This window comes from Leucobacter ruminantium (assembly GCF_017565705.1).
Taxonomy (GTDB): Bacteria; Actinomycetota; Actinomycetes; order Actinomycetales; family Microbacteriaceae; genus Leucobacter; species Leucobacter ruminantium.
On sequence record NZ_JAGDYL010000006.1, the window covers coordinates 69,188 to 91,903 of the forward strand.

Below are 22,716 nucleotides of genomic sequence, written 5' to 3' on the forward strand. Positions count from 1 at the left end.
GCGGTGCCGTCGACCGTCGATGGGGGGAGGAGCCGACCATGACCGAGGGACCGCCGCTCGAGCGCGTGCGCCTCGCACGAGCGCTCTTCCCCGACCTCGCGGCCGAGCTCGACGGGGCGCTCGCGCGCCACGGAGGCGACGACACCGCGTCGTTCGACGACTGGCTCGACGGGGCGGCGACCGAGATGCTCGGGGGCATCGGCTTCGACGAGGTGGCCGATCCCGCGATCTCAGCGCGGTTCGAGGCGGCGTTCGCCGCGGCGCGCGCAGCGGCGGATCGGCTCGGCGCGCCCCTGCCCGAACCCGAGGCATTCACCGCCGCGGGGGTTCCGTTCGAGCGCCTCGCATCGGCGATGGCGGCCGACCCCGAACTGCTGCCCGTGCCGGCTCCCCACGGGCTGGGGTCGGAGCGATGGCGGCGGGCCTTCGCGCACGGCGACGTCGACGGACTCGTGCTCGCCACCGAGGCGCTGCGGGAGTTCGACGCGCTCGACGCGCTCGACGCGACCCCGACCGGCGAGGCAGCGCCCCCCGCCGTCGAGGCGCCCGGCGGAGTGCGCTGGACCCTCAGGCTCGTGCCCGCGGGGCATCGCCCCGCGCGGCTGGGGCTCGGCTTCTCCCACGGGCCGCACCCGACCCTGCCCGAGATGCTGATGCTGCAGCTCATGCGCGTGATGAGCGGGGAGCCGCCGGTCGACGCGGAGAGCTTCACCTGGTTGTCGGGATCCCTCGCAGATGGACGCCTCGCGGCCCGTCACGTCTACGACGCGAGCGACGGGGTCGTGCGGATCAGCTGCCGCGAGGTCGGCAGCCAGGGGCCGCACCTCGGCGCCCGCCCGCCCGTCGGCTGAGCCGACCGCGCTCCGCCGGTCGCAAGCTCCGTCGACCGCGAGCCCGGCAGCCCGCACGCCCCGCCGGCCGCAAGTCCCGCGCTCTCGCTCCCTGACGGCCGCACGTCCTCGCGCTCCCGCACTCGCGCCCCGAATGCGTCGCCGCGTTACAGCCCCGTTTCACCCCTCGACGGCCGCTCGTGCATGCTGTTCGGTATGGCCGAACACCACGACCCTCGCAGTGCCGCGCAGGCCGGCCGCGTGCGCATCGCCGATGTCGAGCGCACCTTCGCGACGGCCGACGGGCCCCGCACCGTGCTGCGCGAGCTGACGCTCGAGGTGCGCGCGGGGGAGATCATCGCCGTCGTCGGCCCGTCCGGCTGCGGCAAGTCCACGCTGCTCCGGCTCATCGGCGGGCTCGACCTGCCGACCGCGGGAACCATCACGCTCGACGACGTGCCCGTCAGGGCGCACGACGACTCGACCGCGATCGCGTTCCAGGAGCCGCGCCTGCTGCCGTGGCGCACGATCGCGCAGAACGTCGCGCTCGGACTGCCCCGGGGCACCCGCGGCGGGGAGGCGAGGGAGCGCGTCGCCGAGCTGCTCGAACTCGTGGGGCTCGGCCACGCGGCCGAGCAGCGTCCGCGCGAGGTCTCGGGCGGCATGGCGCAGCGGGCCTCCCTGGCCCGCGCCCTCGCCCGCAGCCCCCGCGTGCTGCTGCTCGACGAGCCCTTCGGCGCACTCGACGCGCTCACACGGCTGAAGATGCACGACCTCCTGCTCGACGTGCACCGCGCGCAACCCACCACCGTCGTGCTCGTGACCCACGACGTCGAAGAGGCGCTCTACCTCGCCGACCGCGTGCTGCTGCTCCGCAACCTGCACGCCGCGCAGGCCGAACCGGCGAGGCCGCGGGCGCGCGTCGTCGCGCTGGGCTCGTCCTCGGGCATCGACGCGCTGGGCGCGGCACGCACGGCGGTGCGCGCGCCGGAGGTCGCCGCAGACCCCCGTCGCAGCGACGGATCCCTCGCCCGCCTCGTCCCCGTACCCGGTAGCAGGCCCCGCGACCGCGGCGCGCGAACCTTCACCGATCTGCGCACCAGCCTGCTCGACGGGCTGGGCGTGCACCACAGGCTCACGAACAAGGAGAACGCATGAGCAGCATCACCCGTCGGATCATCCCCGCCACCGCGCTGGCCGGAGCGATGGCGCTCCTCCTCGCCGGCTGCGTGCAGGGCGAGGGGAGCGGGGGCGACGAGCCCGCCGAGAACAGCGAGTGGTCGACGAGCACGCTCTCGCTCGACTGGGCGACCTACAACCCGCTCAGCCTCGTGGTCAAGGATCAGGGCCTCATCGAGGAGGCGCTCGGCGAGTCCGTCGAGGTCGAGTGGCAGCAGTCCGCCGGCAGCAACAAGGCCAACGAGCTGCTGCGCTCGGGCTCCGTCGACGTCGGCTCGACCGCGGGCTCGGCCGCCCTGTTCGCCCGCGCGAACGGCTCGCCCATCAAGGTGATCGACATCTTCTCGCAGCCCGAGTGGTCGGCGATCGTCGTCGGCCCGGACAGCGACATCACCGACGTCGCCCAGCTCAAGGGCAAGTCGGTCGCGGCGACCAAGGGCACCGACCCCTACTTCTTCCTGCTGCAGGCGCTCGAGGAGGCCGGCCTCGGCCTCGACGACGTCGAGGTGCAGAACGTGCAGCACGCCGACGGGCGCGCGCTGCTCGACGGCGGCTCGGTCGACGCATGGGCCGGCCTCGACCCGATCATGGCGGCGGCCGAGGTGGAGTCGGGAGACGAGCTCGTCTACCGCAACGTCGACTTCAACACCTACGGCTTCCTCAACGCCACCGAGGAGTTCATCACCGATCACGCCGACGTGGCGCAGGTCGTCGTCGACGCCTACGAGGAGGCGCGCGCCTGGGCGATCGAGCACCCGGAGGAGACCGCGCAGCTGCTCGCCGAGGCTGCGTCGATCGACCCGGAGGTCGCGAAGACCGTGATCGACGAGCGCTCCAACCTCGACGTCTCGGGCGTTCCCGGCGACGCGCAGATCGAGGTGCTGCGGAAGATCTCGCCGATCATCGCCGAGTCGGGCGACGTCTCCGGCGGGCAGGAGGCGCTCGACGAGGCGATCGACACGATCGTGCACGACGAGTTCGCGATCAAGGCGACCGAGTGACCGCTGGCACGATCGCGACCACGGGGGCGGCGCAGCAGCGCACGCCCCTGTGGTCGCGCACCTGGGTGCGGGTCGCCGGCGGTCTCGTCGTGCCGGTTCTCGTGGTGGCCGTGTGGCAGTTCGTGACGGCGACCGGCGCGGTGCCGCCGTATCGTCTGCCCGGGCCCTGGTCGGTCGTCGAGGCCGGCATCGAGCTCGTGGAGCGCGGCGAGCTCTGGCTGCACATCGCCATCTCCGTGCAGCGCGTCTTCATCGGCTTCCTGTTCGGCTCGGCCATCGCCCTCGCGTTCGCGGCGGTGGTCGGGTTGTCTCGCGTGGGCAGCGTGCTGCTCGCGCCGATGCTCGTCGCCCTGCGCGCAGTGCCGTCGCTCGCGTGGGTGCCGCTGCTGATCCTGTGGTTCCAGGTGGGCGAGCAGTCGAAGATCATCCTCATCGCGATCGGCGCCTTCTTCCCCGTCTACACGACGGTGGCCGACGCCCTGCGCCACGTCGACCCGCAGCTCGTCGAGGCGGGGCGCACCTTCGGTCTGCGCGGCTGGTCGCTCTTCCGCACCGTGCAGCTGCCGGCCGTCGTGCCGTCGGTGGTGTCGGGTCTGCGCCTCGCTCTCGCCCAGGCCTGGCTCTTCCTGGTGGCCGCCGAGCTGCTCGGCGCGTCGATGGGCCTCGGCTGGATGCTGAGCGATTCGCAGACCAGCGGCCGCGTGGACAGGATCCTGCTCTCGATCGTGCTGCTTGCGCTGCTCGGCACGATCACGAACGCTATCCTCGTTCTGTTCGAGAAGGCGGTGCTCAGGAGGTGGATGTGACGGCGGTCGAGACCGGAACCGGGACAGGGATCGCGGCCGAGCCGCTGCCCGAGGCGCGCCTCGGCGAGAGCCGGTCGTTCCCGCCTGCCGAGGCGTTCGCCGCTCAGGCGAACGTCGACGCGTCGATCTACGAGACCGCGAACGCGGATCCGCTCGCCTTCTGGGAGGCTGCGGCGTCGAGGCTCGAGTGGGCGCGACCCTGGCACACGGCCCACACCTGGCAGCCGCCCGTTCCGGGCCCCGACGGCCTGTCGGTGCCGCGCGCCGAGTGGTTCGTCGGCGGCCGCCTCAACGTCGCCGTCAACTGCGTCGACCGCCACGTCGCGGCGGGACGCGGCGAGAAGGTGGCCCTCTTCTTCGAGGGCGAGCCGGGCGACCGCGAGACGGTCACCTACGCCGAGCTGCAGCGCCGCGTCTCGCAGGCGGCGAACGGGCTGATCGCGCTCGGCATCGAGCCGGGCGACCGTGTGGTCGTCTACCTGCCCGTGCTCGTCGAGACCGTCGTCATCGCGCTCGCGTGCGCGCGGATCGGGGCGGTGCACTCGCTCGTATTCGGCGGTTTCTCTGCCGAGGCCGTGCGCTTCAGGCTGCAGGACACGGGCGCCAAGCTGCTCGTCACGAGCGACGGGCAGCACCGCAGGGGCGCGCCGGTCGAGGTGAAGTCGATCGCAGACGATGCGGCGAGGGATCTGCCGGCTCTCGAGCACGTGCTCGTCGTGCGGCGCACGGGTCAACCCGTCCCGTGGACGGAGGGCCGCGACGTGTGGTGGCACGACGCCGTCGGCTCGCAGTCGGAGGTGCACGAGGCGGAGGCATTCGACTCGGAGCATCCGCTGTTCATCATCTACACCTCGGGCACGACGGGCAAGCCGAAGGGCCTCGTGCACACCTCGGGCGGCTATCTCGCCCACGCGAGCTGGGCGCACTGGGCGCACTTCGACGCGAAGCCCGACGACGTGCACTGGTGCACGGCCGATCTCGCGTGGGTCACGGCGCACACCTACGAGATCTACGGCCCGCTCTCGAACGGGCTGACCCAGGTGATCTACGAGGGCACGCCCGATGCGCCGCACCGCGAGCGGCACCTCGAGATCATCGAGCGCTACGGCGTCACCGTCTACTACACCGCGCCGACGCTGATCCGCACCTTCATGACGTGGTTCGGCGAATCGCTGCCCGCCGGGCACGATCTCTCGTCGATCCGCCTGCTGGGCACGGTCGGTGAAGCGATCAATCCCGAGGCCTGGGTGTGGTTCCGCCGCAATTTCGGGCGCGACGAGACGCCCGTGATCGACACCTGGTGGCAGTCGGAGACCGGTGCCGCCATGGTGGCCCCGCTGCCCGGCGTCACGACGCTGAAGCCGGGTTCGGCGACGGTCGCGCTGCCCGGCATCGACATGGCGGTGGTCGACGAGCGCGGGGAGCCGGTCGAGCCCGGTCGCGCCGGCACTCTCGTCGCGCGGCGGCCGTGGCCGGGCATGGCGCGCACCGTGTGGGGCGACCCCGAGCGGTATCGCGACTCGTACTGGGCACCCTACGCGGGGTGCGGCGAACACGGCTGCTACTACGTGGCCGGCGACGGCGCGACGATCGACGCCGACGGCTGCATCTGGATCCTCGGCCGCCTCGACGACGTCGTGAACGTCTCGGGGCATCGGCTCTCGACCATCGAGATCGAGTCGTCGCTCGTCGCCCACCCGGCGGTGGGGGAGGCGGGCGTGACCGGCGTCTCCGATCCGCTCACCGGGCAGGCCGTCGCGGCCTTCGTGGTGGACGGCTCGGCGGGGAAGGCCGACCCGGACGAGCTGCGCGCGCGTGTCGCGCGCGACATCGGACCGATAGCGAAGCCGCGCATCGTGGTGCGCGTGCCCGAACTCCCCAAGACCCGCTCGGGCAAGATCCTGCGCCGGCTGCTCTCGCAGCTGTGGCAGGGCGATACACTCGGCGATACCACCAGCCTGCAGAACCCCTGGGCCGTCGAAGGCGTGCGCGAAGCCGTGCGCCTGGCTCAGAGCCCGAGGGCCGATCACGAGCAGTCGAGCGCGCAGCGCGTTCCGGCGAAACAGCACGTTCCAGCGAAGGAGAACAGATGAGCGAGCACGAGTTCGGGTTCCGCACCCGGGCCCTCCACGCGGGCGGCACGCCCGACGCGGCCACGGGGGCGCGGGCCGTGCCGATCTACCAGACGACGTCGTTCGTGTTCGACGACGCGCAGGACGCGGCGAGCCTGTTCGCGCTGCAGAAGTACGGCAACATCTACTCCCGCATCGGCAACCCCACGGTCGCCGCGCTGGAGGAGCGCATCGCCTCGCTCGAGGGCGGCATCGGAGCGGTCGCGACCGCGAGCGGCATGTCGGCCGAGTTCATCACCTTCGCCGCGCTCGCGGGGAGCGGCGATCATATCGTCGCCGCCGCGCAGCTCTACGGAGGCACGGTGACCCAGCTCGACGTGACGCTGCGCCGATTCGGCGTCGACACCACCTTCGTCGCGAGCTCCGACCCCGAGGAGTTCCGCAAGGCCATCCGCGCCAACACGAAGGCGCTGTACGTCGAGGTGATCGGCAACCCGGGCGGCGAGATCGCCGACCTCGAGGGGCTCTCAGCGGTCGCCCACGAGGCGGGCATCCCGCTCGTCGTCGACTCGACTCTTGCGACGCCCTACCTGGTGCGGCCCATCGAGCACGGCGCCGACATCGTGATCCACTCGGTGACCAAGTTCCTGGGCGGGCACGGCACGACCCTCGGCGGCGTCGTGGTCGAGGCCGGCACCTTCGACTGGGGCAACGGCAGGTTCCCGTCGATGACGGAGCCCGTCGACTCGTACGGCGGCATCCGCTGGTGGGACAACTTCGGCGAGTACGGATTCCTCACGAAGCTCCGCAGCGAGCAGCTGCGCGACATCGGCCCCGCGCTCAGCCCGCAGTCGGCGTTCAACCTGCTGCAGGGTGTCGAGACCCTGCCGCAGCGCATCGACGCCCACGTGGCGAACGCCCGCATCGTGGCCGAGTGGCTCGCGAGCGATCCCCGCGTCTCGTTCGTGACCTGGGCCGGCCTCGACGGCCACCCGCATCAGGAGCGCGCGCAGAAGTACCTCCCCCTCGGGCCCGGTTCGGTGTTCGCCTTCGGCGTGCGGCCGTCGGCGGAGTTCGGGAGCGATGCCGAGCGCCTGCAGGCTGCCCGTGAGACGGGTGCGAAGCTCATCGACTCGCTGCAGCTGGCGAGCCACCTCGCGAACATCGGGGACGCGCGCACGCTGGTCATCCATCCCGCGTCGACGACGCACCAGCAGCTCACCCCGGAGCAGCTCGAGGCGGGCGGCGTGCCCGCCGATCTGATCCGGATCTCGGTGGGCCTCGAGGATCCCGAGGACATCGTGTGGGATCTGGATCAGGCACTCGCAGCGGCGACAGGAGAGCAGCGATGAACGACAGCACCCGAGCAGACGCCGCAGCGGCCGGAGCCGCCTGCGCGCTTCCAGCACCGGCTCCCGAGCAGCAGCGCGTCGAGCGCACCTGGCAGGCGCCGAGCGCCGCCGCCCGGCTCGGCATTCTGCGCCGCGCGAAATCGATCGCGATCGTGGGGGCCTCGAACAACCCGGCGCGCGCGAGCTACTTCGTGGCGACCTACCTGTTGACGAGTTCGCCCTACGACGTCTACTTCGTGAACCCCCGCGCCGACGAGATCCTCGGGCAGCCCGTGTATGCGTCGCTCGCCGATCTGCCGGTCGTGCCCGACATCGTCGACGTGTTCCGCAAGCACGAGGATCTGCCCGGGGTCGCCCGCGAGGCCGTCGAGATCGGCGCGAAGGCGCTGTGGCTGCAGCTCGGCTCGTGGAACGAGGAGGCCGCGGCGATCGCCGAGGAGGCCGGCCTCGACGTGGTCATGGACCGGTGCATCAAGATCGAGCATGCCCGCTTCCACGGCGGCCTGCACCTCGCCGGTTTCGACACCGGCGTGATCTCATCGAAGCGCCAGGTGGTCGCCCGGTAGCAGCACAGCAGGCGTCGTGAGGGATCAGACCCGCACGGCCTCGCTCTCGGCGTCGAGCTCGGCGGCGGCCCTGACCTCGTCACGGCGTCCCTCTGCCGCGAGCACGAGGCCCGCCGCGCTCGCCGAGAGCAGGTGCTTGAGCGCGCGCTTCAGCGCCCGGAACCCTTCGGTCGCCACGGCGACATCGGGGGCCGAGTGATCGAGGCCGAGCGCGGACAGCGCGTCGCCGATCGCGCCGGCCGCGAGGTAGTCCTCGACGGCGAAGGCACCGTCGTCGCCGGCGAGCACGAGGTTGATCGCGGTGCGACCCCCGCGCGCGAGCTGCTCGTCGACGATCGCGCGCGCGGTGGCCGTCGCGTTGCGCAGGGATCCGCGATACACCGTCGGCGCGTGGAGGAGCGAGGCCGCGCTCGCGGCGAGTTCGGCGGAGTCGCCGATCGCGTCGACGATGACGACGATGCCGGATTGCGCGAGGCGCTCGATCCCTTCCGTGCCCCAGCCGAGGCGGACCTGATACGTCGATTGCGCGCGTGAGTCAGTCATCCCACCAGTTTACGATTCGGTGGCATGCGGGCGGAGCGCGCCGCGTCGCCGGGCGTCACCCGCCGTCGCATTCGGCCGAGTCGAGCGGCCTCCGATGCTGCTCCCACCGGACGGGCGTAGACTCGAACCATGGCATACGAAGTCGAGAAGACCGAAGAAGAATGGCGTCGCGAGCTCGGCGAGGAGCAGTACGCGGTGCTGCGCCAGGCCGCGACCGAGCGCGCCTGGACGGGTGAGTTGCTCGACGAGGAGCGCGCGGGCTTCTACACCTGTGCGGGCTGCGGGGCGGAGCTGTTCAAGAGCGGCACCAAGTTCGATTCGCACTGCGGCTGGCCGAGCTTCTACGACGCGGTGGATCCCGACGCCGTCGAGCTGCTCGAGGATCACTCGCTCGGCATGGAGCGCACCGAGGTGCGCTGCGCCCGCTGCGGCGGTCACCTGGGTCACGTGTTCCCCGACGGCTTCGGCACGCCGACCGGCCAGCGCTACTGCATGAACTCGCTCTCTCTGAACTTCACGCCCGAGGCCGAGTAGCGCGCTGCGCGGATCCCTCACCCTCCCAGATGCTGGGGGCCTCGGCCCGCGTCGCGGGGAGCCGCGTGGAACGACCCCACGCGAGCACCTCTTCGGGCACGCGCAACTGCTCGGGATCGGCGCCGCTCTTCTCGATGATCTCGGAGACCGGCACCGTGCCGCCGCTGCGCCGCAGAATGCGACCCCGCACGATCGCTCGTGCGTAGATCTCGGGGCGGCGCTGCGCGTCGGGCCGCACGAAGCGCTGCTCGATGTAGACCGCCTGCTCGTCGAAGCCGAGGATCCGCGATTCGATCCAGAACCGCATCCACGGGTTGAGCGACTTGCGGTAGGAGATGGTCTGCCCCACGACCACCGGGTACCACCCCTCCCGCTTGAACAGCGGCAGCACGCCGTTGCGCTGGATCAGGTCGAAACGAGCCACGTCCATCACCGACAGGTATTTCCCGTTGTTCATGTGGCGCAGCACGTCGAGGTCGGTCGGCCAGACGCGGAAGCGCGATCGAGAGACATCGCCGAAGCCGAGGCGACGGCCGCGGGGGCCCACGAACCACAGGTGCCAGAGGGTGCGGAAGATCATGTGCATGGTGCGAGCCTAGAGGGATCCCCGTCGATGACGGCTCGCTTTGTCGGGTCCCTTCAGGGCGTGCCCGGCGACGCCGGTGTAGGATTGATCGTTGCGATCATTCGCTCGAACATCACAGAACCCTTGGAGAACACCCGCATGGCAACCTCGAACGACATCAAGAACGGCACCGTGATCAAGGAGAACGGTCAGCTCTGGAGCGTGGTCGAGTTCCAGCACGTCAAGCCGGGCAAGGGCGGTGCGTTCGTGCGCACCAAGCAGAAGAACGTCGTCTCGGGCAAGATCATCGACAAGACCTACAACGCGGGCGCCAAGATCGAGACCGCGAACGTCGATCGCCGCGACTACCAGTACCTCTACCAGGACGGCGCCGACTTCGTCTTCATGGACAAGAGCGACTACGACCAGCTGACCGTCTCGGGCACCGTCGTCGGCGATTCCGCGAAGTTCATGCTCGAGAACCAGGACGTGCAGATCGCCCTCCACGAGGGGGAGCCCCTCTACCTCGAGCTGCCCGCCTCGGTGGTGCTCGAGGTCACCTACACCGAGCCCGGTCTGCAGGGCGACCGCTCGACCGGCGGCACCAAGCCCGCCACCGTCGAGACCGGCGCTGAGATCCAGGTCCCGCTGTTCCTCGAGACCGGCACGAAGGTCAAGGTCGACACCCGCACGGGCGACTACCTCGGCCGCGTGAACGACTGAACCGTTGTCGGCACGCACGAAGGCGCGCAAGCGCGCCCTTGACATGCTCTTCCAGGCGGACGTGCGCGGCGAAGCGCTGCCCGCGGTCGTCGCCGCCGAGGCGAAGCGCGCCGTCGGCGAGCCGGATCGCGCCGCCTCCTGGCTCTACGCGCGCGAGATCGTCGACGGGGTCTCCGACCACCGCGACGAGATCGACGAGCTCATCATGAGCTATGCGCAGGGCTGGACCCTCGACCGTATGCCCAATGTCGACCGGGCGTTGCTGCGCCTCGCGTCATGGGAGATCCTCTTCAACGACGAGGTGCCCACGGCCGTTGCGATCGACGAGGCCGTGGAACTCGCCAAGGAGTACTCCACCGACGACTCCGGCCGCTTCGTGAACGGCGTGCTCGGCCGCATCGCCGACCACGCGAAGGCGTAGCGGCTTCAGCCCTGCCGCCGAAGGCCCCGTCTTCCTCCGAGGAGGGCGGGGCCTTCGGCGTGCACCCATGCTCTACGCTGAGGCCATGCTCTGGGACTCGATACGCGCGGCCATCGCCCGCGCCTTCTGGCGACTCTCGTCGTGGCGCCTCGTGCGGGAGGCCGAGCCCGTCGCCGGCCCGAGGCTGCTGATCGGGGCACCGCACACCTCCAACTTCGACTTCGTGCTGATGCTCGGCATCGCCTGGGACGCGCGCATGCGCATCCACTGGCTCGGCAAGCGCGAGCTGTTCCGAGGGATCGCGGGGCCGGTCATGCGCGCGATCGGCGGTATCCCCGTCGACCGCTCGAATGCCGCGGGCGTCGTCGAAGCGGTCGTCGCGAGGGCACGCGAGACTGATCGCTTCCTGCTGGTGGTGACCCCGGAGGAAACGCGGAAAGGCAACGGCTGGCGCAGCGGCTTCTACCGGATCGCGATGGCGGCCGAGTTACCCGTCACCCTCGGCTACGCCGACGGCTCGACCAAGACGGCCGGGCTCGGCGAGACGATCCGACTCACCGGCGACGTCGAGGCCGACATGGACCGCGTGCGGGCCTTCTACGCGTCGAAGACCGGCGTGCGCCCCGAGTATCGCACCGAGCCCCGGCTGAGCGACGAGGCGGCGCTGACCCGTCAGCTCGCGGGGGAGTAGGGGCGGCGAGAGTAGCGGCGGCCGTCACGGGCGAGGGATCCCCAGGTGCCCCGATGCGATGCCGCGCTACGCTGGCAGGATGTCTCCCCGCCAGCTCTTCCGCCTGTTCGCCTTCGCAGAGGTCGTCACCTGGGCGGGGCTCATCACGGCCCTCGTCCTGCGCGGCGCGGGGGTGACGGCGGCCGCGGTGCCCGTCGCGGGTGGCATCCACGGCTTCGTGTTCCTCTGCTACTGCGTGTCGACGGTGTTCGTGTGGGTGAATCAGCGTTGGAGCGCAGGGCGAGGGATCCTCGGCCTCGCCTGCGCGGTGATCCCTTTCGCCACCGTGCCGTTCGAACTGATGACCGATCGGCGCGGCCTGCTCGCCGGCCCCTGGCGGCTCGCGCCCGGCGGCGAGACCCCGCGCGGGTTCGTCGAGCACGTGCAGGCCTGGATCCTGCGCAACCCCTGGTGGTCGGTCGCGATCCTCGTCGCGCTCGTCACCGTCGCATTCGTCGTGCTGCTGCAGCTCGGCCCTCCCGTGCCGCGCGGCTGAGCCTCGCTCCGTGATGCTGCGGCGCGGCAACCGCGCGGGCGTACCGCGCCGTGCGCTAAGCTGGAGAAGTTGCAGCTTTTCTTTAACTGGCGTCCCGTGAGGCGCAGAAGGGGGGCTCGAATATGGGTACGCGAACAGTGCTGGAAGGCGCTGAGATCTCGCGGGCGCTGACTCGAATCTCGCACGAAATCATCGAAGCGAACAAGGGTGTCGCAGGCCTCGTACTCGTCGGCATTCCGACGCGCGGCACGCTGCTCGCTAGGCGCATCGCCGCGAACATCTCCCGCATCGAGGGTGTCGGGGTTCCCGCCTACCAGCTCGACGTCACGATGTACCGCGACGATCTCGCGAAGCACCCGACGCGGGCGCCGCAGCCCACCGACATGCCCGTCGCGGGCGTCGACGGCGCCACCGTGGTGCTCGTGGACGACGTGCTCTACTCGGGCCGCACCGTGCGCGCCGCGCTCGACGCGCTGAACGACCACGGCCGCCCGAAGGCTGTGCGACTCGCGGCGCTCATCGACCGCGGCCACCGCGAACTGCCGATCCGCGCCGACTACATCGGCAAGAACCTGCCGAGCGCGAAGCACGAGCGCATCTCCGTGAGTCTCGTGGAGTTCGACGGGGTCGACGCGGTGAGCATCAGCGAGGGATCGGAGGAGCACGCATGAGGCACCTGCTCGACACGCGCACGCTGAGCCGCGACGACGCGATCCTGATCCTCGACACGGCCGAGGACATGGCGGCGGCGCAGCAGCGCGAGATGAAGAAGCTGCCAGCGCTGCGCGGCAAGACCGTCGTGAACCTGTTCTACGAGGATTCGACGCGCACCCGCATCTCGTTCGAGGCGGCGGCCAAACGCCTCTCGGCCGATGTCATCAACTTCAGCGCCAAGGGGTCCTCGGTGTCGAAGGGCGAGTCGCTCAAGGACACCGCGCAGACGCTGCAGGCCATCGGCGCCGACGGCGTCGTGATCCGCCACCCCGCATCCGGCGCACCCGACCGGCTCGCGCGCAGCGGCTGGATCGATGCCGGAGTGCTCAATGCCGGCGACGGCACGCACGAGCATCCGACGCAGGCCCTGCTCGACGCCTTCACGATGCGCCGCCGGCTGTTCGGCGATGCGAGCCGGGGCCGCGATCTCGACGGCGTCTCCGTGGTGATCGTCGGCGACGTCGCCCACTCGCGCGTCGCCCGCTCGAACCTGTGGCTGCTGAACGCGCTCGGCGCGCACGTCAGCTTCGTCGCCCCCGAGACGCTGCTGCCCTACGGCGCACGCGACTGGCCGGTGAAGATCCACCACTCCCTCGACGCCGCGCTGCGCGAGGAGCGCCCCGAGGTCGTGATGCTGCTCCGCATCCAGACCGAGCGCATGCACGCCGCGTTCTTCCCGAACGAGCGCGAGTACGCCCGCAACTGGGGACTCGACGACGCGCGTCTCGGCCGGCTCGGCGACGAGACCATCGTCATGCACCCCGGCCCCATGAACCGCGGCCTCGAGATCTCGTCCCGCGCCGCCGACTCGGATCGCTCGACCGTGCTCGAGCAGGTCGCGAACGGCGTCTCGGTGCGCATGGCCGCCCTGTACCTTCTTCTGTCCGGCGAACGAGAGGCGAGCGCATGAGCGAAACGGTCGAGAACGCAGTCAACCCCGACATCCTGATCCGCGGTGCCCGCATCGCGGCCGAGCTCACCGAGCGCGGCGCCGACCCCCGCTCCGCGGCCCCCGTCGACCTCCGCATCTCCGGCGGGCGGATCGTGGAGCGCGGCGGCGACCTCGCCCCGCGCGAGGGGGAGCGCGTGATCGAGGCCGACGGCCTCATCGCGCTGACCGGCCTCGTCGATCTCCACACCCACCTGCGCGAGCCCGGCTTCGAGCAGTCGGAGACGGTGCTCACCGGCACCCGCGCGGCCGCGGCCGGCGGTTTCACGAGCGTGTTCGCGATGGCCAACACGATGCCGGTGCAGGACACCGCCGGCGTGGTCGAGCAGGTGCAGTCGCTCGGCGACGCCGCCGGCTACGCCACGGTGCGCCCCATCGGCGCCGTCACCGAGGATCTCGCGGGCGAACGGCTCAGCGAGATCGGTGCCATGGCCCAGTCGCGCGCGCAGGTGCGGGTGTTCTCCGACGACGGCAAGTGCGTGCACGACCCGCTGCTCATGCGCCGTGCGCTCGAGTACGTGAAGACCTTCGACGGCGTCATCGCGCAGCACGCGCAGGATCCCCGCCTCACCGAGGGTGCGCAGATGAACGAGGGATCCCTGTCGAGCGAGCTCGGTCTCAAGGGCTGGCCCGCCGTGGCCGAGGAGTCGATCATCGCCCGCGACGTGCTGCTGGCCGAGCACATCGGTGCGCGCCTGCACATCTGCCACCTCTCGACCGCCGGGTCGGTCGAGGTGATCCGCTGGGCGAAGGCCCGCGGCGTGCAGGTGACCGCAGAGGTCACCCCGCACCACCTCATCCTCACCGAGGAGCTCGCCCGCAGCTACGACGCGCGCTACAAGGTGAATCCGCCCCTGCGCCGCGACGAGGACGTGCGCGCCCTGCGGCAGGCGGTCGCCGACGGCGTCATCGACATCGTCGCCACCGACCACGCCCCGCACCCGGTCGAGGCCAAGGAGTGCGAGTGGGACGTCGCGGCGTTCGGCATGGTCGGTCTCGAATCCGCGCTTCCGATCGCGCAGCTCACGCTCGTGAACGAGGGCCACGCCAGCTGGGCCGAGATCGAGACGCTGCTCTCGCAGAAGCCCGCCGAGATCGGGCGGCTGGAGGGCCACCCCGCCTCGCTCGAGGTCGGGCAGCCCGCCGATATCGCGCTCGTGGATCCCTCGGGATCCAGCGTCTTCGACCTCGACCGTCTGCGCGGCCAGAGCGTGAACTCGCCGTTCCTCGGCATGGAGCTGCCCGGAAGGGTGGCCTATACCGTGCGCCGCGGCTACCTCACGCTCGACGGCGGCGACGTGGTGAGCCCCGAGACGGTCGCGGCCGCGGCGGGCGGGGCCCGATGAGCGCCTCCCAGATCGCGCTGATCTTCGCCGCCGTCGGCGTGCTGGCGCTGGCGGGCATGTGGCTGGCCTGGCGCGCCAGGGCGCGACGCGACGCGGACATCATGCCCGGCGTCGGATCGCGCGGAGCGACCCCGCGCGACGACGCCCCGATCGCGAGCTTCCCCCGCGTGAGCTACGTCTCGACCACGCCAGCCGATTCGCCGTTCGAGCGACTCGCGATCCCCGGCCTCCGGTACCGGGGATACGCCGAGCTGACCGTGAGCAGGGGCGGCGCGACCATCGCGGTGACGGGGGAGCGGCCGGTGTTCATTCCTGCCGCCGACATCCGGGGCACCGGCACCGCGAGCGGCCGCGTCGGCAAGGCGGTCGAGCGCGACGGCCTCTCGCTGCTGCGCTGGCGCGCGGGCGACCGCGTCGTCGAATCATCCTTCCGCCTCGCGGATCCCGCCGAGCAGGCGGCGTTCGCCGAGGCGATCGACAGCATCTCACTCACACCTTCGACGTCTCAGGAGGGCGCGAAATGACCACCACAACTGAAATCACCGCTCCGCCCGCGACGGCGGTGCCCGACGGCGCCGCGGTGCTCGTGCTCGAGGACGGCTCGCGCTACACCGGCCGCGCCTACGGCGCCACCGGCCGCACACTCGGCGAGGTCGTGTTCTCGACCGGTATGACGGGCTACCAGGAGACCCTCACCGATCCCTCCTACGCGGGGCAGATCGTGCTCATGACCGCGCCCCACATCGGCAACACGGGCGCCAACGACACCGACATGGAGTCGCGCAAGATCTGGGTGTCGGGTTTCGTCGTGAGGGATCCCGCCCGCCGCGTCTCGAACTTCCGCGCCGAGCGCTCGCTCGACGAGGACCTGGTGAACGACGGGGTCGTGGGCATCTCGGGCGTCGACACTCGGGCCATCACCCGCCACATCCGCTCGGCGGGCGCCATGCGGGCGGGGGTGTTCTCCGGTGAGGATCTGCAGCTCTCGGAGGCCGAGCAGCTCGAGCTCGTGCGCGGTCAGGCCGAGATGGCGGGCCGCAACCTCTCCGCCGAGGTCTCCACGCAGGAGCGCTACGATGTCCCGGCCGCCGAGGGATCGGAGCGCGTCGGCTCGATCGCCGTGCTCGACCTCGGGATCAAGCGCGCGACCGTGCAGTACCTCTCGGAGCACGGCTTCGACGTGATCGTGCTGCCCGCCTCCACCACGGTCGAGGAGATCCGCGAGATCGCGCCCGACGCGCTGTTCTACTCGAACGGGCCCGGCGATCCCGCCGCCTCCGAGGCGCAGGTGCTCGTGCTGCGCGAGCTGCTGCGCGACGGGCTGCCCTACTTCGGCATCTGCTTCGGCAACCAGCTGCTCGGCCGCGCCCTCGGCTTCGGCACCTACAAGCTGCCCTTCGGCCACCGCGGCATCAACCAGCCCGTGCTCGACAAGCGCACCGGTCGCGTCGAGATCACCGCGCAGAACCACGGCTTCGCGGTCGACGCGCCCATCGAGGGCGAGCTCGAGGCGCCCGAGGGCTTCGGCCGCGTGCAGGTGAGCCACTACAGCCTCAACGACCAGGTGGTCGAGGGGCTCGAGTGCCTCGATATCCCCGCGTTCTCGGTGCAGTACCACCCGGAGGCCGCGGCCGGCCCGCACGACGCCTTCTACCTCTTCGATCGTTTCCGCCAGCTCGTGAAGGACCGCACCTCGGTCTCGACGAGCTCGACCAGCGGCGCTCCGTTCATCGAGCCTGTCGAGATGAACGACGCAAAGGAGACCCACTAATGCCCAAGCGTTCAGACATCAACTCCGTCCTCGTCATCGGCTCGGGCCCGATCGTCATCGGTCAGGCCTGCGAGTTCGACTACTCGGGCACCCAGGCCTGCCGCGTGCTGCGCGAGGAGGGCGTGCGCGTCATCCTCGTCAACTCGAACCCGGCCACGATCATGACCGACCCCGACTTCGCCGACGCGACCTACGTCGAGCCGATCACCCCCGAGGTGATCGAGTCGATCATCGTCAAGGAGCGGCCCGACGCGATCCTGCCCACCCTCGGAGGCCAGACCGCGCTCAACGCGGCCATGGCGCTGCACGAGCAGGGCATCCTCGACAAGCACGGCGTCGAGCTCATCGGCGCGAAGGTCGACGCGATCCGCCGCGGCGAGGACCGCCAGATCTTCAAGGATCTCGTGATCGAGTCGGGTGCCGACGTGGCCCGCTCCCACATCGCGCACACGCTGGACGAGGCGAAGGAGTTCGCGAAGGATCTCGGCTACCCGCTCGTCGTGCGCCCCTCCTTCACGATGGGCGGCCTCGGCTCGGGCTTCGCCTACACCGAGGAGGACCTCGTCCGCATCGCCGGTGACGGCCTGCACTACAGCCCGACCAGCGAGGTGCTGCTCGAGGAGTCGATCCTGGGCTGGAAGGAGTACGAGCTCGAGCTCATGCGCGACACCGCCGACAACACGGTGGTCGTCTGCTCGATCGAGAACGTCGACGCCGTGGGCGTGCACACGGGCGACTCGATCACGGTGGCGCCCGCGCTCACCCTGACCGACCGCGAGTTCCAGAAGCTGCGCGACATCGGCATCGACATCATCCGACGCGTCGGCGTCGACACGGGCGGCTGCAACATCCAGTACGCCGTCGACCCGAAGACCGGCCGCATCATCGTCATCGAGATGAACCCCCGCGTCTCCCGCTCCTCGGCGCTCGCTTCGAAGGCCACCGGCTTCCCGATCGCGAAGATCGCCGCCAAGCTGGCGCTCGGCTACCGCCTCGACGAGATCCCGAACGACATCACGCAGAAGACCCCCGCGAGCTTCGAGCCCACCATCGACTACGTCGTGGTGAAGGCGCCCCGCTTCGCGTTCGAGAAGTTCCCGGCCGCCGACGACACCCTCACCACCACCATGAAGTCGGTGGGCGAGGCGATGGCGATCGGCCGCAACTTCACCACGGCGCTGCAGAAGTCGCTGCGCTCGCTCGAGAAGCGCGGCACTTCGTTCCACTGGGGACCGCAGGACCGCACGGTCGAGGAGCTGCTCGAGTCCATCAAGCGCCCCACCGACGGCCGCATCGTCGACGTGCAGCAGGCGCTGCGCCTCGGTGCGACCATCGAGCAGGTCTTCGAGTCGACCGCGATCGATCCCTGGTTCCTCGACCAGATCCAGCTCATCAACGAGGTCGCCGAGACGGTCAAGGCCGCTCCGCAGCTCACGCTCGATGTGCTGCGCGAGGCGAAGGATCACGGCTTCTCCGACGCGCAGATCGCCGCGATCCGCGGGGTCAGCGAGAGCGAGATCCGCGGCCTGCGCCACGGCCTCGGCCTGCGCCCCGTCTACAAGACCGTCGACACCTGCGCGGGCGAGTTCCCGGCGCTCACGCCCTATCACTACTCGTCCTACGACCTCGAGACCGAGGTCGCGGCGAGCGACCGCAAGAAGGTCGTGATCCTGGGCTCGGGCCCCAACCGCATCGGCCAGGGCGTCGAGTTCGACTACTCGTGCGTGCACGCCTCCTTCGCGCTGAGCGACGCGGGCTACGAGACGATCATGATCAACTGCAACCCCGAGACGGTCTCCACCGACTACGACACGAGCGATCGCCTCTACTTCGAGCCGCTCACGCTCGAGGACGTGCTCGAAGTCATCCACGCCGAGCAGGCGTCGGGCGAGCTGCTGGGCGTCGTCGTGCAGCTCGGCGGGCAGACCGCCCTCGGCCTCGCGCAGCCGCTCAAGGACGCGGGCGTGCCGATCCTCGGCACCACCCCCGAGGCCATCGACCTCGCCGAGGAGCGCGGCGCCTTCGCCCGCATCCTCGAGCGCGCGGGACTGCTCGCGCCTCGCAACGGCACCGCGATCGACGAGGAGGGTGCGATCCGCGTCGCCGAGGAGATCGGGTATCCGGTGCTCGTGCGCCCCTCCTTCGTGCTCGGCGGTCGCGGCATGGAGATCGTCTACGACACCGCCTCGCTGCGCGGCTACTTCGAGCGCATCGAGGGCCACGCCCTCGTCGGCCCCGGTCACCCGCTGCTCGTCGACCGCTTCCTCGACGACGCGATCGAGATCGATGTCGACGCCCTCTACGACGGCGAGCAGCTGTACGTGGGCGGCGTCATGGAGCACATCGAGGAGGCCGGCGTGCACTCGGGCGACTCGAGCTGCACCCTGCCGCCCGTGACGCTCGGCCACGATCAGATCGCTCAGGTGCGCGAGGCGACGCTCGGCATCGCAGAGGGGATCGGCGTGCGCGGCCTGCTCAACGTGCAGTTCGCGATCGGCCAGGGCGTGCTCTACGTGCTCGAGGCCAACCCTCGCGCCTCGCGCACGGTGCCGTTCGTGTCGAAGGCGCTCGGGATCCCTCTCGCGAAGGCCGCCTCCCGCATCATGGCGGGCGAGACGATCCAGCAGCTGATCGACTCCGGCTTCCTGCCCGAGCGCGACGGCTCGCGCGCGCCGATCGACGCGCCGATCGCGGTCAAGGAGGCCGTGCTGCCCTTCAAGCGCTTCCGCACGCACGAGGGGCTCGTCGTCGACTCGCTGCTCGGCCCCGAGATGCGCTCGACGGGCGAGGTCATGGGCATGGACCGCGACTTCCCGACCGCGTTCGCGAAGAGCCAGTCGGCCGCGGGCAGCGAGCTGCCCACCTCCGGCACCGTGTTCCTGTCGGTGGCGGACCGCGACAAGCGCGCCGTCGTGCTGCCGGCGCTGCGCCTGCAGGAGCTCGGCTACCGCATCCTCGCGACGCAGGGCACCCAGGTCGTGCTCGCCCGCAACGGCATCTCCTCGGAGGTCGCGCGCAAGCACTCGGCGCACGCCGAGGGCGACACGATCGTCGACCTCATCAACCGCGGCGAGATCGACATGATCATCAACACGCCCTCGGGCTCCTCGGCCCGCGCCGACGGCTACGAGATCCGTGCCGCGGCCGTCGCCGCGGACAAGCCGATCTTCACGACCGTCTCGGAGCTGTCAGCCGCGGTCGGCGCGATCTCCGCGCAGAAGAGCGGCTTCGAGGTGAAGTCGCTGCAGGAGTACCAGGCGGATCGCGACGGCGCCCGCGCGGCGGCCTCCTGATGGGAACCGCCTCCTTCGGGGACCGGCTCGCGGCGGAGTTCGCCGCGGGCCGGCACCTGTGCGCCGGCATCGACCCGCACGCCCCGCTGCTCGCGGAGTGGGGGCTCGACGACGACGCGGCCGGGGCCGAGCGCATGGGGCGCGAGGTCGTGGCCGCAGCCGCGGGCCTCGCCGCGTGCGTGAAGCCGCAGATCTCCTTCTTCGAGCGCTTCGGATCGCGCGGCTTCGCAGCGCTCGAACGGGTGCTCGCCGACGCGCGCGACGCGGGGCTGCTCGTCGTCGCCGACGTGAAGCGGGGCGACATCGGCTCCACCTTCGCCGCCTATGCCGACGCATGGCTCTCGCCGGGGTCGCCGCTCGAGGCCGACGCCATGACGGTCGCCGCCTACATGGGCTTCGACACCCTCTCGGGCGCCTTCCCTCACGTGCGCGAGCACGGCAAGGGCCTCTTCGTGCTGGCGGCGACCTCGAATCCGGAGGCGCGCGACGTGCAGCTCGCGCGTCGCTCCGACGGCCGCACCCTCGCCTCGGCGATGGTCGACGACGCGATGCACTGGAACGCAGAGCACGCACCCGGTGCCGCGGTCGGGTCGATCGGCGTCGTGCTCGGCGCAACGCTCGACCTCGGGGCCTTCGGCATCGACACCGCCGAGCGCGGCCTCGGTCCCGCCCTGCCCGTGCTGGCCCCCGGCTTCGGCCATCAGGGAGCGCGGATCGAGGACGCCGGGCGCCTCTTCGGCGGTATCGGCCACGCCCTGCTCGCCAACGAGTCCCGCAGCATCCTCGCGGGCGGCGCCGAAGGCCTGTCCGCCCGCGTCCGAGGCCGCGCCGATGCGATCGCTGCGGCGCTCGCCGGTGGCGCCTAGGCTGGATCCCTGAGAAAGGGGAGAGCTCACATGACCGAAACCCAGGAAGCGGCGCGTCGGATGCCCGAGGTGGACCGCGCTGCCGCCAACCGCGCCGCCATCGCCGCCAGGCAGGCGCGGGCAGAGCTCAAGAGGCGCCTGCGCAGCGGCGAGGCCTCTCCGCTGCGCGTGCTCGAGCAGTCCCGCGTGCCCGGACACCCCGCCGCGACGCTCCGCATCACCGACTACCTCCTGTCCTTCCCCGCCATCGGAGAGGTCAAGGCGGAGCGCATCCGCGAGCAGCTCGAGATCTCCGATCGGAAGCGGCTCGGCGGGCTGGGCAAGCTGCAGCGCGAACGCCTCGAGCGCTTCGTGCGCGAACGCACCGGCGCCGATCCCTCGGGCGAGCGGCCCCCGCTCACGGTGCTCGCGGGGCCGACCGCGGTCGGCAAGGGCACCGTTGCGGCCTACATCCGGGAGCACTACCCCGAGGTGCGGCTCTCCGTCTCCGCGACCACACGGGCTCCGCGGCCGGGCGAGCAGGACGGCGTGCACTACTTCTTCGTCGACGACGAGGGCTTCGACCGCATGCTCGCCCAAGGCGAGCTGCTCGAGTGGGCGACCGTGCACAACAGGTTCCGCTACGGCACCCCGCGCGGCCCAGTCGTCGAGTCCGCAGAGCGCGGCGAGCTCATGCTGCTCGAGATCGATCTCCAGGGCGCGCGCCAGGTGCGCGCGAGCATGCCCGAGGCCTGCCTCGTGTTTCTCGCGCCGCCCAGCTGGGACGAACTCGTGAACCGACTCGTCGGCCGCGGCACCGAGGACGAGGAGGAGCGCACCCGGAGGCTCGAGACCGCGAAGGTCGAGCTCGCCGCAGCAGACGAATTCGACGAGATCATCGTCAATGACGAGGTGCCCCGCGCCGCGGCGCGCCTCGTCGACCTCATGCGGGGCGAGCACTCCGAGAGCCGCTGAGCATGCTCGACCAGGTCACCGAGCTCGACCCGCGCCAGTTCCTCGGCATCCCGCTCGCGCTCATCGGCGCGGCGCTGCTCGCATTCGGTGCGCAGTACCAGTCGCGCGGCCTCAACAAGGTCGAGCGCCTGATGGGCGAGAGTGCGGGATCGGGGCTCTCGCTGCGCCACGTGATCGGGCTGCTGCGCCGGCCCTCCTGGGTGTCGGGCACGCTGCTGCTCGGTCTCGCCGTCGTGTTCCAGATCGGATCCCTCGCCCTCTCGCCGATCATCATCGTGCAACCGATCGGGGTCGTGGGGCTCGTGATCACCTCCGTGCTGAACTCCCGCGTGAGCGGCGTGCGCCTCGGCAAGCGGGTCAAGGGCTCCATCGCACTCGCGGTTCTGGGCATCGTCGTGTTCGTGAGCGTAGCCGCCTTCACCGCGGCCGACCAGCCCGTGACCGACGCGAAGCTCATCGTGATCCTCGTCACGTTCGGGGTCGTGCTGCTGACCGCCCTGCTGCTCTTCATCGCATTCAGGCACCGGGGTGTGGCGATCATCTACATCGTGGGGGCCGGGGTGCTCTACGGCTTCGTCGCCACCTTCGCGAAGGCGGTCATCGGCCGGTTGCAGCAGGGCGAGTTCGAGTGGCTCACCTGGGCGTGCGTCGCGGCTCTCGCCGCCGGCGCCCTGCTCGGCATGGTCTTCGTGCAGAACGCCTACTCCTCCGGGCCGCCCGACCTCGTCGTGGCCGGACTCACCGTCATCGACCCCATCGTGGCCGTGCTCATCGGCATCGTCGTGCTGCACGAGGCCGCGGGCGCGCCCATCTGGGCGGCGCTCGTCTTCGTCGTGTCGGGCGCGCTCGCGGTCACGGGCGTGCTGGGGCTCGCGAAGTTCCATCCGCAGACCGGGCAGTCGGCGTTGGAGACCGCGGAGGCCGGCGAGGCAGGGGAGACCTCGCAGCCTTGACTTCGCCTCGGAAGGGGTGACCGCAACACTTGACAATTTAGGTCATCCTAAC

At 70.9% G+C, this 22,716-nt stretch carries 23 protein-coding genes; 21 read left to right on the forward strand and 2 right to left on the reverse strand.

What is annotated here, in order from left to right:
- Nucleotides 1-38: 38 nt before the first annotated feature.
- The 7 genes from J4H91_RS04850 (at nt 39) to J4H91_RS04880 (ending at nt 7,806) form a co-directional block, all read left to right on the forward strand.
- Nucleotides 39-851 (forward strand): hypothetical protein, encoded by an 813-nt coding sequence (locus tag J4H91_RS04850; protein ID WP_208045136.1) that lies wholly within the window; start codon nt 39-41, stop codon nt 849-851.
- A 195-nt stretch (nt 852-1,046) separates the two neighbouring features.
- Nucleotides 1,047-1,988 carry an ABC transporter ATP-binding protein gene (locus J4H91_RS04855; protein ID WP_243752642.1) on the forward strand — a complete coding sequence of 314 codons (942 nt, stop codon included), beginning with the start codon at nt 1,047-1,049 and terminating at the stop codon, nt 1,986-1,988.
- Nucleotides 1,985-3,010 (forward strand): aliphatic sulfonate ABC transporter substrate-binding protein, encoded by a 1,026-nt coding sequence (locus J4H91_RS04860; RefSeq protein WP_208045138.1) that lies wholly within the window; start codon nt 1,985-1,987, stop codon nt 3,008-3,010. Before J4H91_RS04855 ends, J4H91_RS04860 begins: the two co-directional genes overlap by 4 nt.
- Nucleotides 3,007-3,816 (forward strand): ABC transporter permease subunit, encoded by an 810-nt coding sequence (locus J4H91_RS04865; RefSeq protein WP_208045139.1) that lies wholly within the window; start codon nt 3,007-3,009, stop codon nt 3,814-3,816. Before J4H91_RS04860 ends, J4H91_RS04865 begins: the two co-directional genes overlap by 4 nt.
- Nucleotides 3,813-5,909: an acetate--CoA ligase gene (gene acs / locus J4H91_RS04870; protein ID WP_208045140.1), complete on the forward strand. Its 2,097-nt coding sequence runs from the start codon at nt 3,813-3,815 to the stop codon at nt 5,907-5,909. Before J4H91_RS04865 ends, acs begins: the two co-directional genes overlap by 4 nt.
- On the forward strand, nt 5,906-7,240 hold the full coding sequence (locus J4H91_RS04875) for an O-acetylhomoserine aminocarboxypropyltransferase/cysteine synthase family protein (RefSeq protein ID WP_208045141.1): 1,335 nt from the start codon (nt 5,906-5,908) through the stop codon (nt 7,238-7,240). Before acs ends, J4H91_RS04875 begins: the two co-directional genes overlap by 4 nt.
- Entirely contained in the window at nt 7,237-7,806 is a 570-nt protein-coding gene (locus J4H91_RS04880; RefSeq protein WP_208045142.1) for a CoA-binding protein, read from the forward strand. The genes J4H91_RS04875 and J4H91_RS04880 overlap by 4 nt, the downstream gene beginning before the upstream one ends.
- A gap of 24 nt (nt 7,807-7,830) precedes the next feature.
- Here the strand turns inward: J4H91_RS04880 and J4H91_RS04885 are convergent, their stop codons facing one another.
- Nucleotides 7,831-8,349 carry a 2-phosphosulfolactate phosphatase gene (locus J4H91_RS04885; RefSeq protein WP_208045143.1) on the reverse strand — a complete coding sequence of 173 codons (519 nt, stop codon included), beginning with the start codon at nt 8,347-8,349 and terminating at the stop codon, nt 7,831-7,833.
- 129 nt (nt 8,350-8,478) lie between these two features.
- On the opposite strand from J4H91_RS04885, the gene msrB reads away from it, so the two are divergent.
- Nucleotides 8,479-8,883: a peptide-methionine (R)-S-oxide reductase MsrB gene (gene msrB / locus J4H91_RS04890; RefSeq protein ID WP_208045144.1), complete on the forward strand. Its 405-nt coding sequence runs from the start codon at nt 8,479-8,481 to the stop codon at nt 8,881-8,883.
- Here the strand turns inward: msrB and J4H91_RS04895 are convergent.
- Entirely contained in the window at nt 8,864-9,469 is a 606-nt protein-coding gene (locus J4H91_RS04895; RefSeq protein WP_208045145.1) for a thioesterase family protein, read from the reverse strand. The genes msrB and J4H91_RS04895 overlap by 20 nt on opposite strands.
- Nucleotides 9,470-9,607: 138 nt before the next feature.
- Here J4H91_RS04895 and efp point away from each other — a divergent pair, with 138 nt between their 5' ends.
- The 13 genes from efp (at nt 9,608) to J4H91_RS04960 (ending at nt 22,664) form a co-directional block, all read left to right on the forward strand.
- The gene (gene efp / locus J4H91_RS04900) at nt 9,608-10,171 is read left to right on the forward strand and encodes an elongation factor P (RefSeq protein ID WP_208045146.1); all 564 of its coding nucleotides are present in this window, start codon (nt 9,608-9,610) and stop codon (nt 10,169-10,171) included.
- Between the two features lie 4 nt (nt 10,172-10,175).
- Nucleotides 10,176-10,592 carry a transcription antitermination factor NusB gene (nusB, locus tag J4H91_RS04905; RefSeq protein ID WP_208045147.1) on the forward strand — a complete coding sequence of 139 codons (417 nt, stop codon included), beginning with the start codon at nt 10,176-10,178 and terminating at the stop codon, nt 10,590-10,592.
- Between the two features lie 85 nt (nt 10,593-10,677).
- Nucleotides 10,678-11,283 carry a 1-acyl-sn-glycerol-3-phosphate acyltransferase gene (locus J4H91_RS04910; RefSeq protein ID WP_208045148.1) on the forward strand — a complete coding sequence of 202 codons (606 nt, stop codon included), beginning with the start codon at nt 10,678-10,680 and terminating at the stop codon, nt 11,281-11,283.
- 79 nt (nt 11,284-11,362) lie between these two features.
- The gene (locus J4H91_RS04915) at nt 11,363-11,818 is read left to right on the forward strand and encodes a DUF3817 domain-containing protein (RefSeq protein WP_208045149.1); all 456 of its coding nucleotides are present in this window, start codon (nt 11,363-11,365) and stop codon (nt 11,816-11,818) included.
- Nucleotides 11,819-11,940: 122 nt separating this feature from the next.
- Complete coding sequence (gene pyrR / locus J4H91_RS04920; protein ID WP_208045150.1) at nt 11,941-12,489, forward strand: bifunctional pyr operon transcriptional regulator/uracil phosphoribosyltransferase PyrR; 549 nt, start codon at nt 11,941-11,943, stop codon at nt 12,487-12,489.
- Entirely contained in the window at nt 12,486-13,442 is a 957-nt protein-coding gene (locus J4H91_RS04925) for an aspartate carbamoyltransferase catalytic subunit (protein ID WP_208045151.1), read from the forward strand. Before pyrR ends, J4H91_RS04925 begins: the two co-directional genes overlap by 4 nt.
- Complete coding sequence (locus J4H91_RS04930) at nt 13,439-14,827, forward strand: dihydroorotase (protein WP_243752643.1); 1,389 nt, start codon at nt 13,439-13,441, stop codon at nt 14,825-14,827. The genes J4H91_RS04925 and J4H91_RS04930 overlap by 4 nt, the downstream gene beginning before the upstream one ends.
- A complete protein-coding gene (locus J4H91_RS04935) occupies nt 14,824-15,351 on the forward strand; it encodes a PH-like domain-containing protein (RefSeq protein ID WP_208045152.1) in 528 nt (175 codons plus the stop codon). The genes J4H91_RS04930 and J4H91_RS04935 overlap by 4 nt, the downstream gene beginning before the upstream one ends.
- On the forward strand, nt 15,348-16,598 hold the full coding sequence (gene carA, locus J4H91_RS04940; RefSeq protein WP_243752644.1) for a glutamine-hydrolyzing carbamoyl-phosphate synthase small subunit: 1,251 nt from the start codon (nt 15,348-15,350) through the stop codon (nt 16,596-16,598). The genes J4H91_RS04935 and carA overlap by 4 nt, the downstream gene beginning before the upstream one ends.
- Complete coding sequence (gene carB / locus J4H91_RS04945; protein WP_208045153.1) at nt 16,598-19,891, forward strand: carbamoyl-phosphate synthase large subunit; 3,294 nt, start codon at nt 16,598-16,600, stop codon at nt 19,889-19,891. Before carA ends, carB begins: the two co-directional genes overlap by 1 nt.
- Nucleotides 19,891-20,757, forward strand: coding sequence for an orotidine-5'-phosphate decarboxylase (gene pyrF, locus J4H91_RS04950; protein WP_208045154.1), 867 nt, complete (start codon nt 19,891-19,893; stop codon nt 20,755-20,757). The genes carB and pyrF overlap by 1 nt, the downstream gene beginning before the upstream one ends.
- Nucleotides 20,758-20,787: 30 nt before the next feature.
- Nucleotides 20,788-21,711, forward strand: a complete 924-nt coding sequence (gene gmk, locus J4H91_RS04955; RefSeq protein WP_208045155.1) for a guanylate kinase — start codon at nt 20,788-20,790, stop codon at nt 21,709-21,711.
- 2 nt (nt 21,712-21,713) lie between these two features.
- Nucleotides 21,714-22,664 carry a DMT family transporter gene (locus J4H91_RS04960; RefSeq protein WP_208045156.1) on the forward strand — a complete coding sequence of 317 codons (951 nt, stop codon included), beginning with the start codon at nt 21,714-21,716 and terminating at the stop codon, nt 22,662-22,664.
- Nucleotides 22,665-22,716: the final 52 nt, after the last annotated feature.

Excerpts from the sequence above, each read along its gene's own strand:
- J4H91_RS04850 (WP_208045136.1), top strand. The coding sequence starts at position 39 with ATGACCGAGGGACCGCCGCTCGAGCGCGTGCGCCTCGCACGAGCGCTC.
- J4H91_RS04855 (WP_243752642.1), top strand. The coding sequence starts at position 1,047 with ATGGCCGAACACCACGACCCTCGCAGTGCCGCGCAGGCCGGCCGCGTG.
- J4H91_RS04860 (WP_208045138.1), top strand. The coding sequence starts at position 1,985 with ATGAGCAGCATCACCCGTCGGATCATCCCCGCCACCGCGCTGGCCGGA.
- J4H91_RS04875 (WP_208045141.1), top strand. The coding sequence starts at position 5,906 with ATGAGCGAGCACGAGTTCGGGTTCCGCACCCGGGCCCTCCACGCGGGC.
- J4H91_RS04880 (WP_208045142.1), top strand. The coding sequence starts at position 7,237 with ATGAACGACAGCACCCGAGCAGACGCCGCAGCGGCCGGAGCCGCCTGC.
- J4H91_RS04885 (WP_208045143.1), bottom strand. The coding sequence starts at position 8,349 with ATGACTGACTCACGCGCGCAATCGACGTATCAGGTCCGCCTCGGCTGG.
- msrB (WP_208045144.1), top strand. The coding sequence starts at position 8,479 with ATGGCATACGAAGTCGAGAAGACCGAAGAAGAATGGCGTCGCGAGCTC.
- J4H91_RS04895 (WP_208045145.1), bottom strand. The coding sequence starts at position 9,469 with ATGCACATGATCTTCCGCACCCTCTGGCACCTGTGGTTCGTGGGCCCC.
- efp (WP_208045146.1), top strand. The coding sequence starts at position 9,608 with ATGGCAACCTCGAACGACATCAAGAACGGCACCGTGATCAAGGAGAAC.
- J4H91_RS04910 (WP_208045148.1), top strand. The coding sequence starts at position 10,678 with ATGCTCTGGGACTCGATACGCGCGGCCATCGCCCGCGCCTTCTGGCGA.
- J4H91_RS04915 (WP_208045149.1), top strand. The coding sequence starts at position 11,363 with ATGTCTCCCCGCCAGCTCTTCCGCCTGTTCGCCTTCGCAGAGGTCGTC.
- pyrR (WP_208045150.1), top strand. The coding sequence starts at position 11,941 with ATGGGTACGCGAACAGTGCTGGAAGGCGCTGAGATCTCGCGGGCGCTG.
- J4H91_RS04925 (WP_208045151.1), top strand. The coding sequence starts at position 12,486 with ATGAGGCACCTGCTCGACACGCGCACGCTGAGCCGCGACGACGCGATC.
- J4H91_RS04930 (WP_243752643.1), top strand. The coding sequence starts at position 13,439 with ATGAGCGAAACGGTCGAGAACGCAGTCAACCCCGACATCCTGATCCGC.
- J4H91_RS04935 (WP_208045152.1), top strand. The coding sequence starts at position 14,824 with ATGAGCGCCTCCCAGATCGCGCTGATCTTCGCCGCCGTCGGCGTGCTG.
- carA (WP_243752644.1), top strand. The coding sequence starts at position 15,348 with ATGACCACCACAACTGAAATCACCGCTCCGCCCGCGACGGCGGTGCCC.
- carB (WP_208045153.1), top strand. The coding sequence starts at position 16,598 with ATGCCCAAGCGTTCAGACATCAACTCCGTCCTCGTCATCGGCTCGGGC.
- pyrF (WP_208045154.1), top strand. The coding sequence starts at position 19,891 with ATGGGAACCGCCTCCTTCGGGGACCGGCTCGCGGCGGAGTTCGCCGCG.
- gmk (WP_208045155.1), top strand. The coding sequence starts at position 20,788 with ATGACCGAAACCCAGGAAGCGGCGCGTCGGATGCCCGAGGTGGACCGC.
- J4H91_RS04960 (WP_208045156.1), top strand. The coding sequence starts at position 21,714 with ATGCTCGACCAGGTCACCGAGCTCGACCCGCGCCAGTTCCTCGGCATC.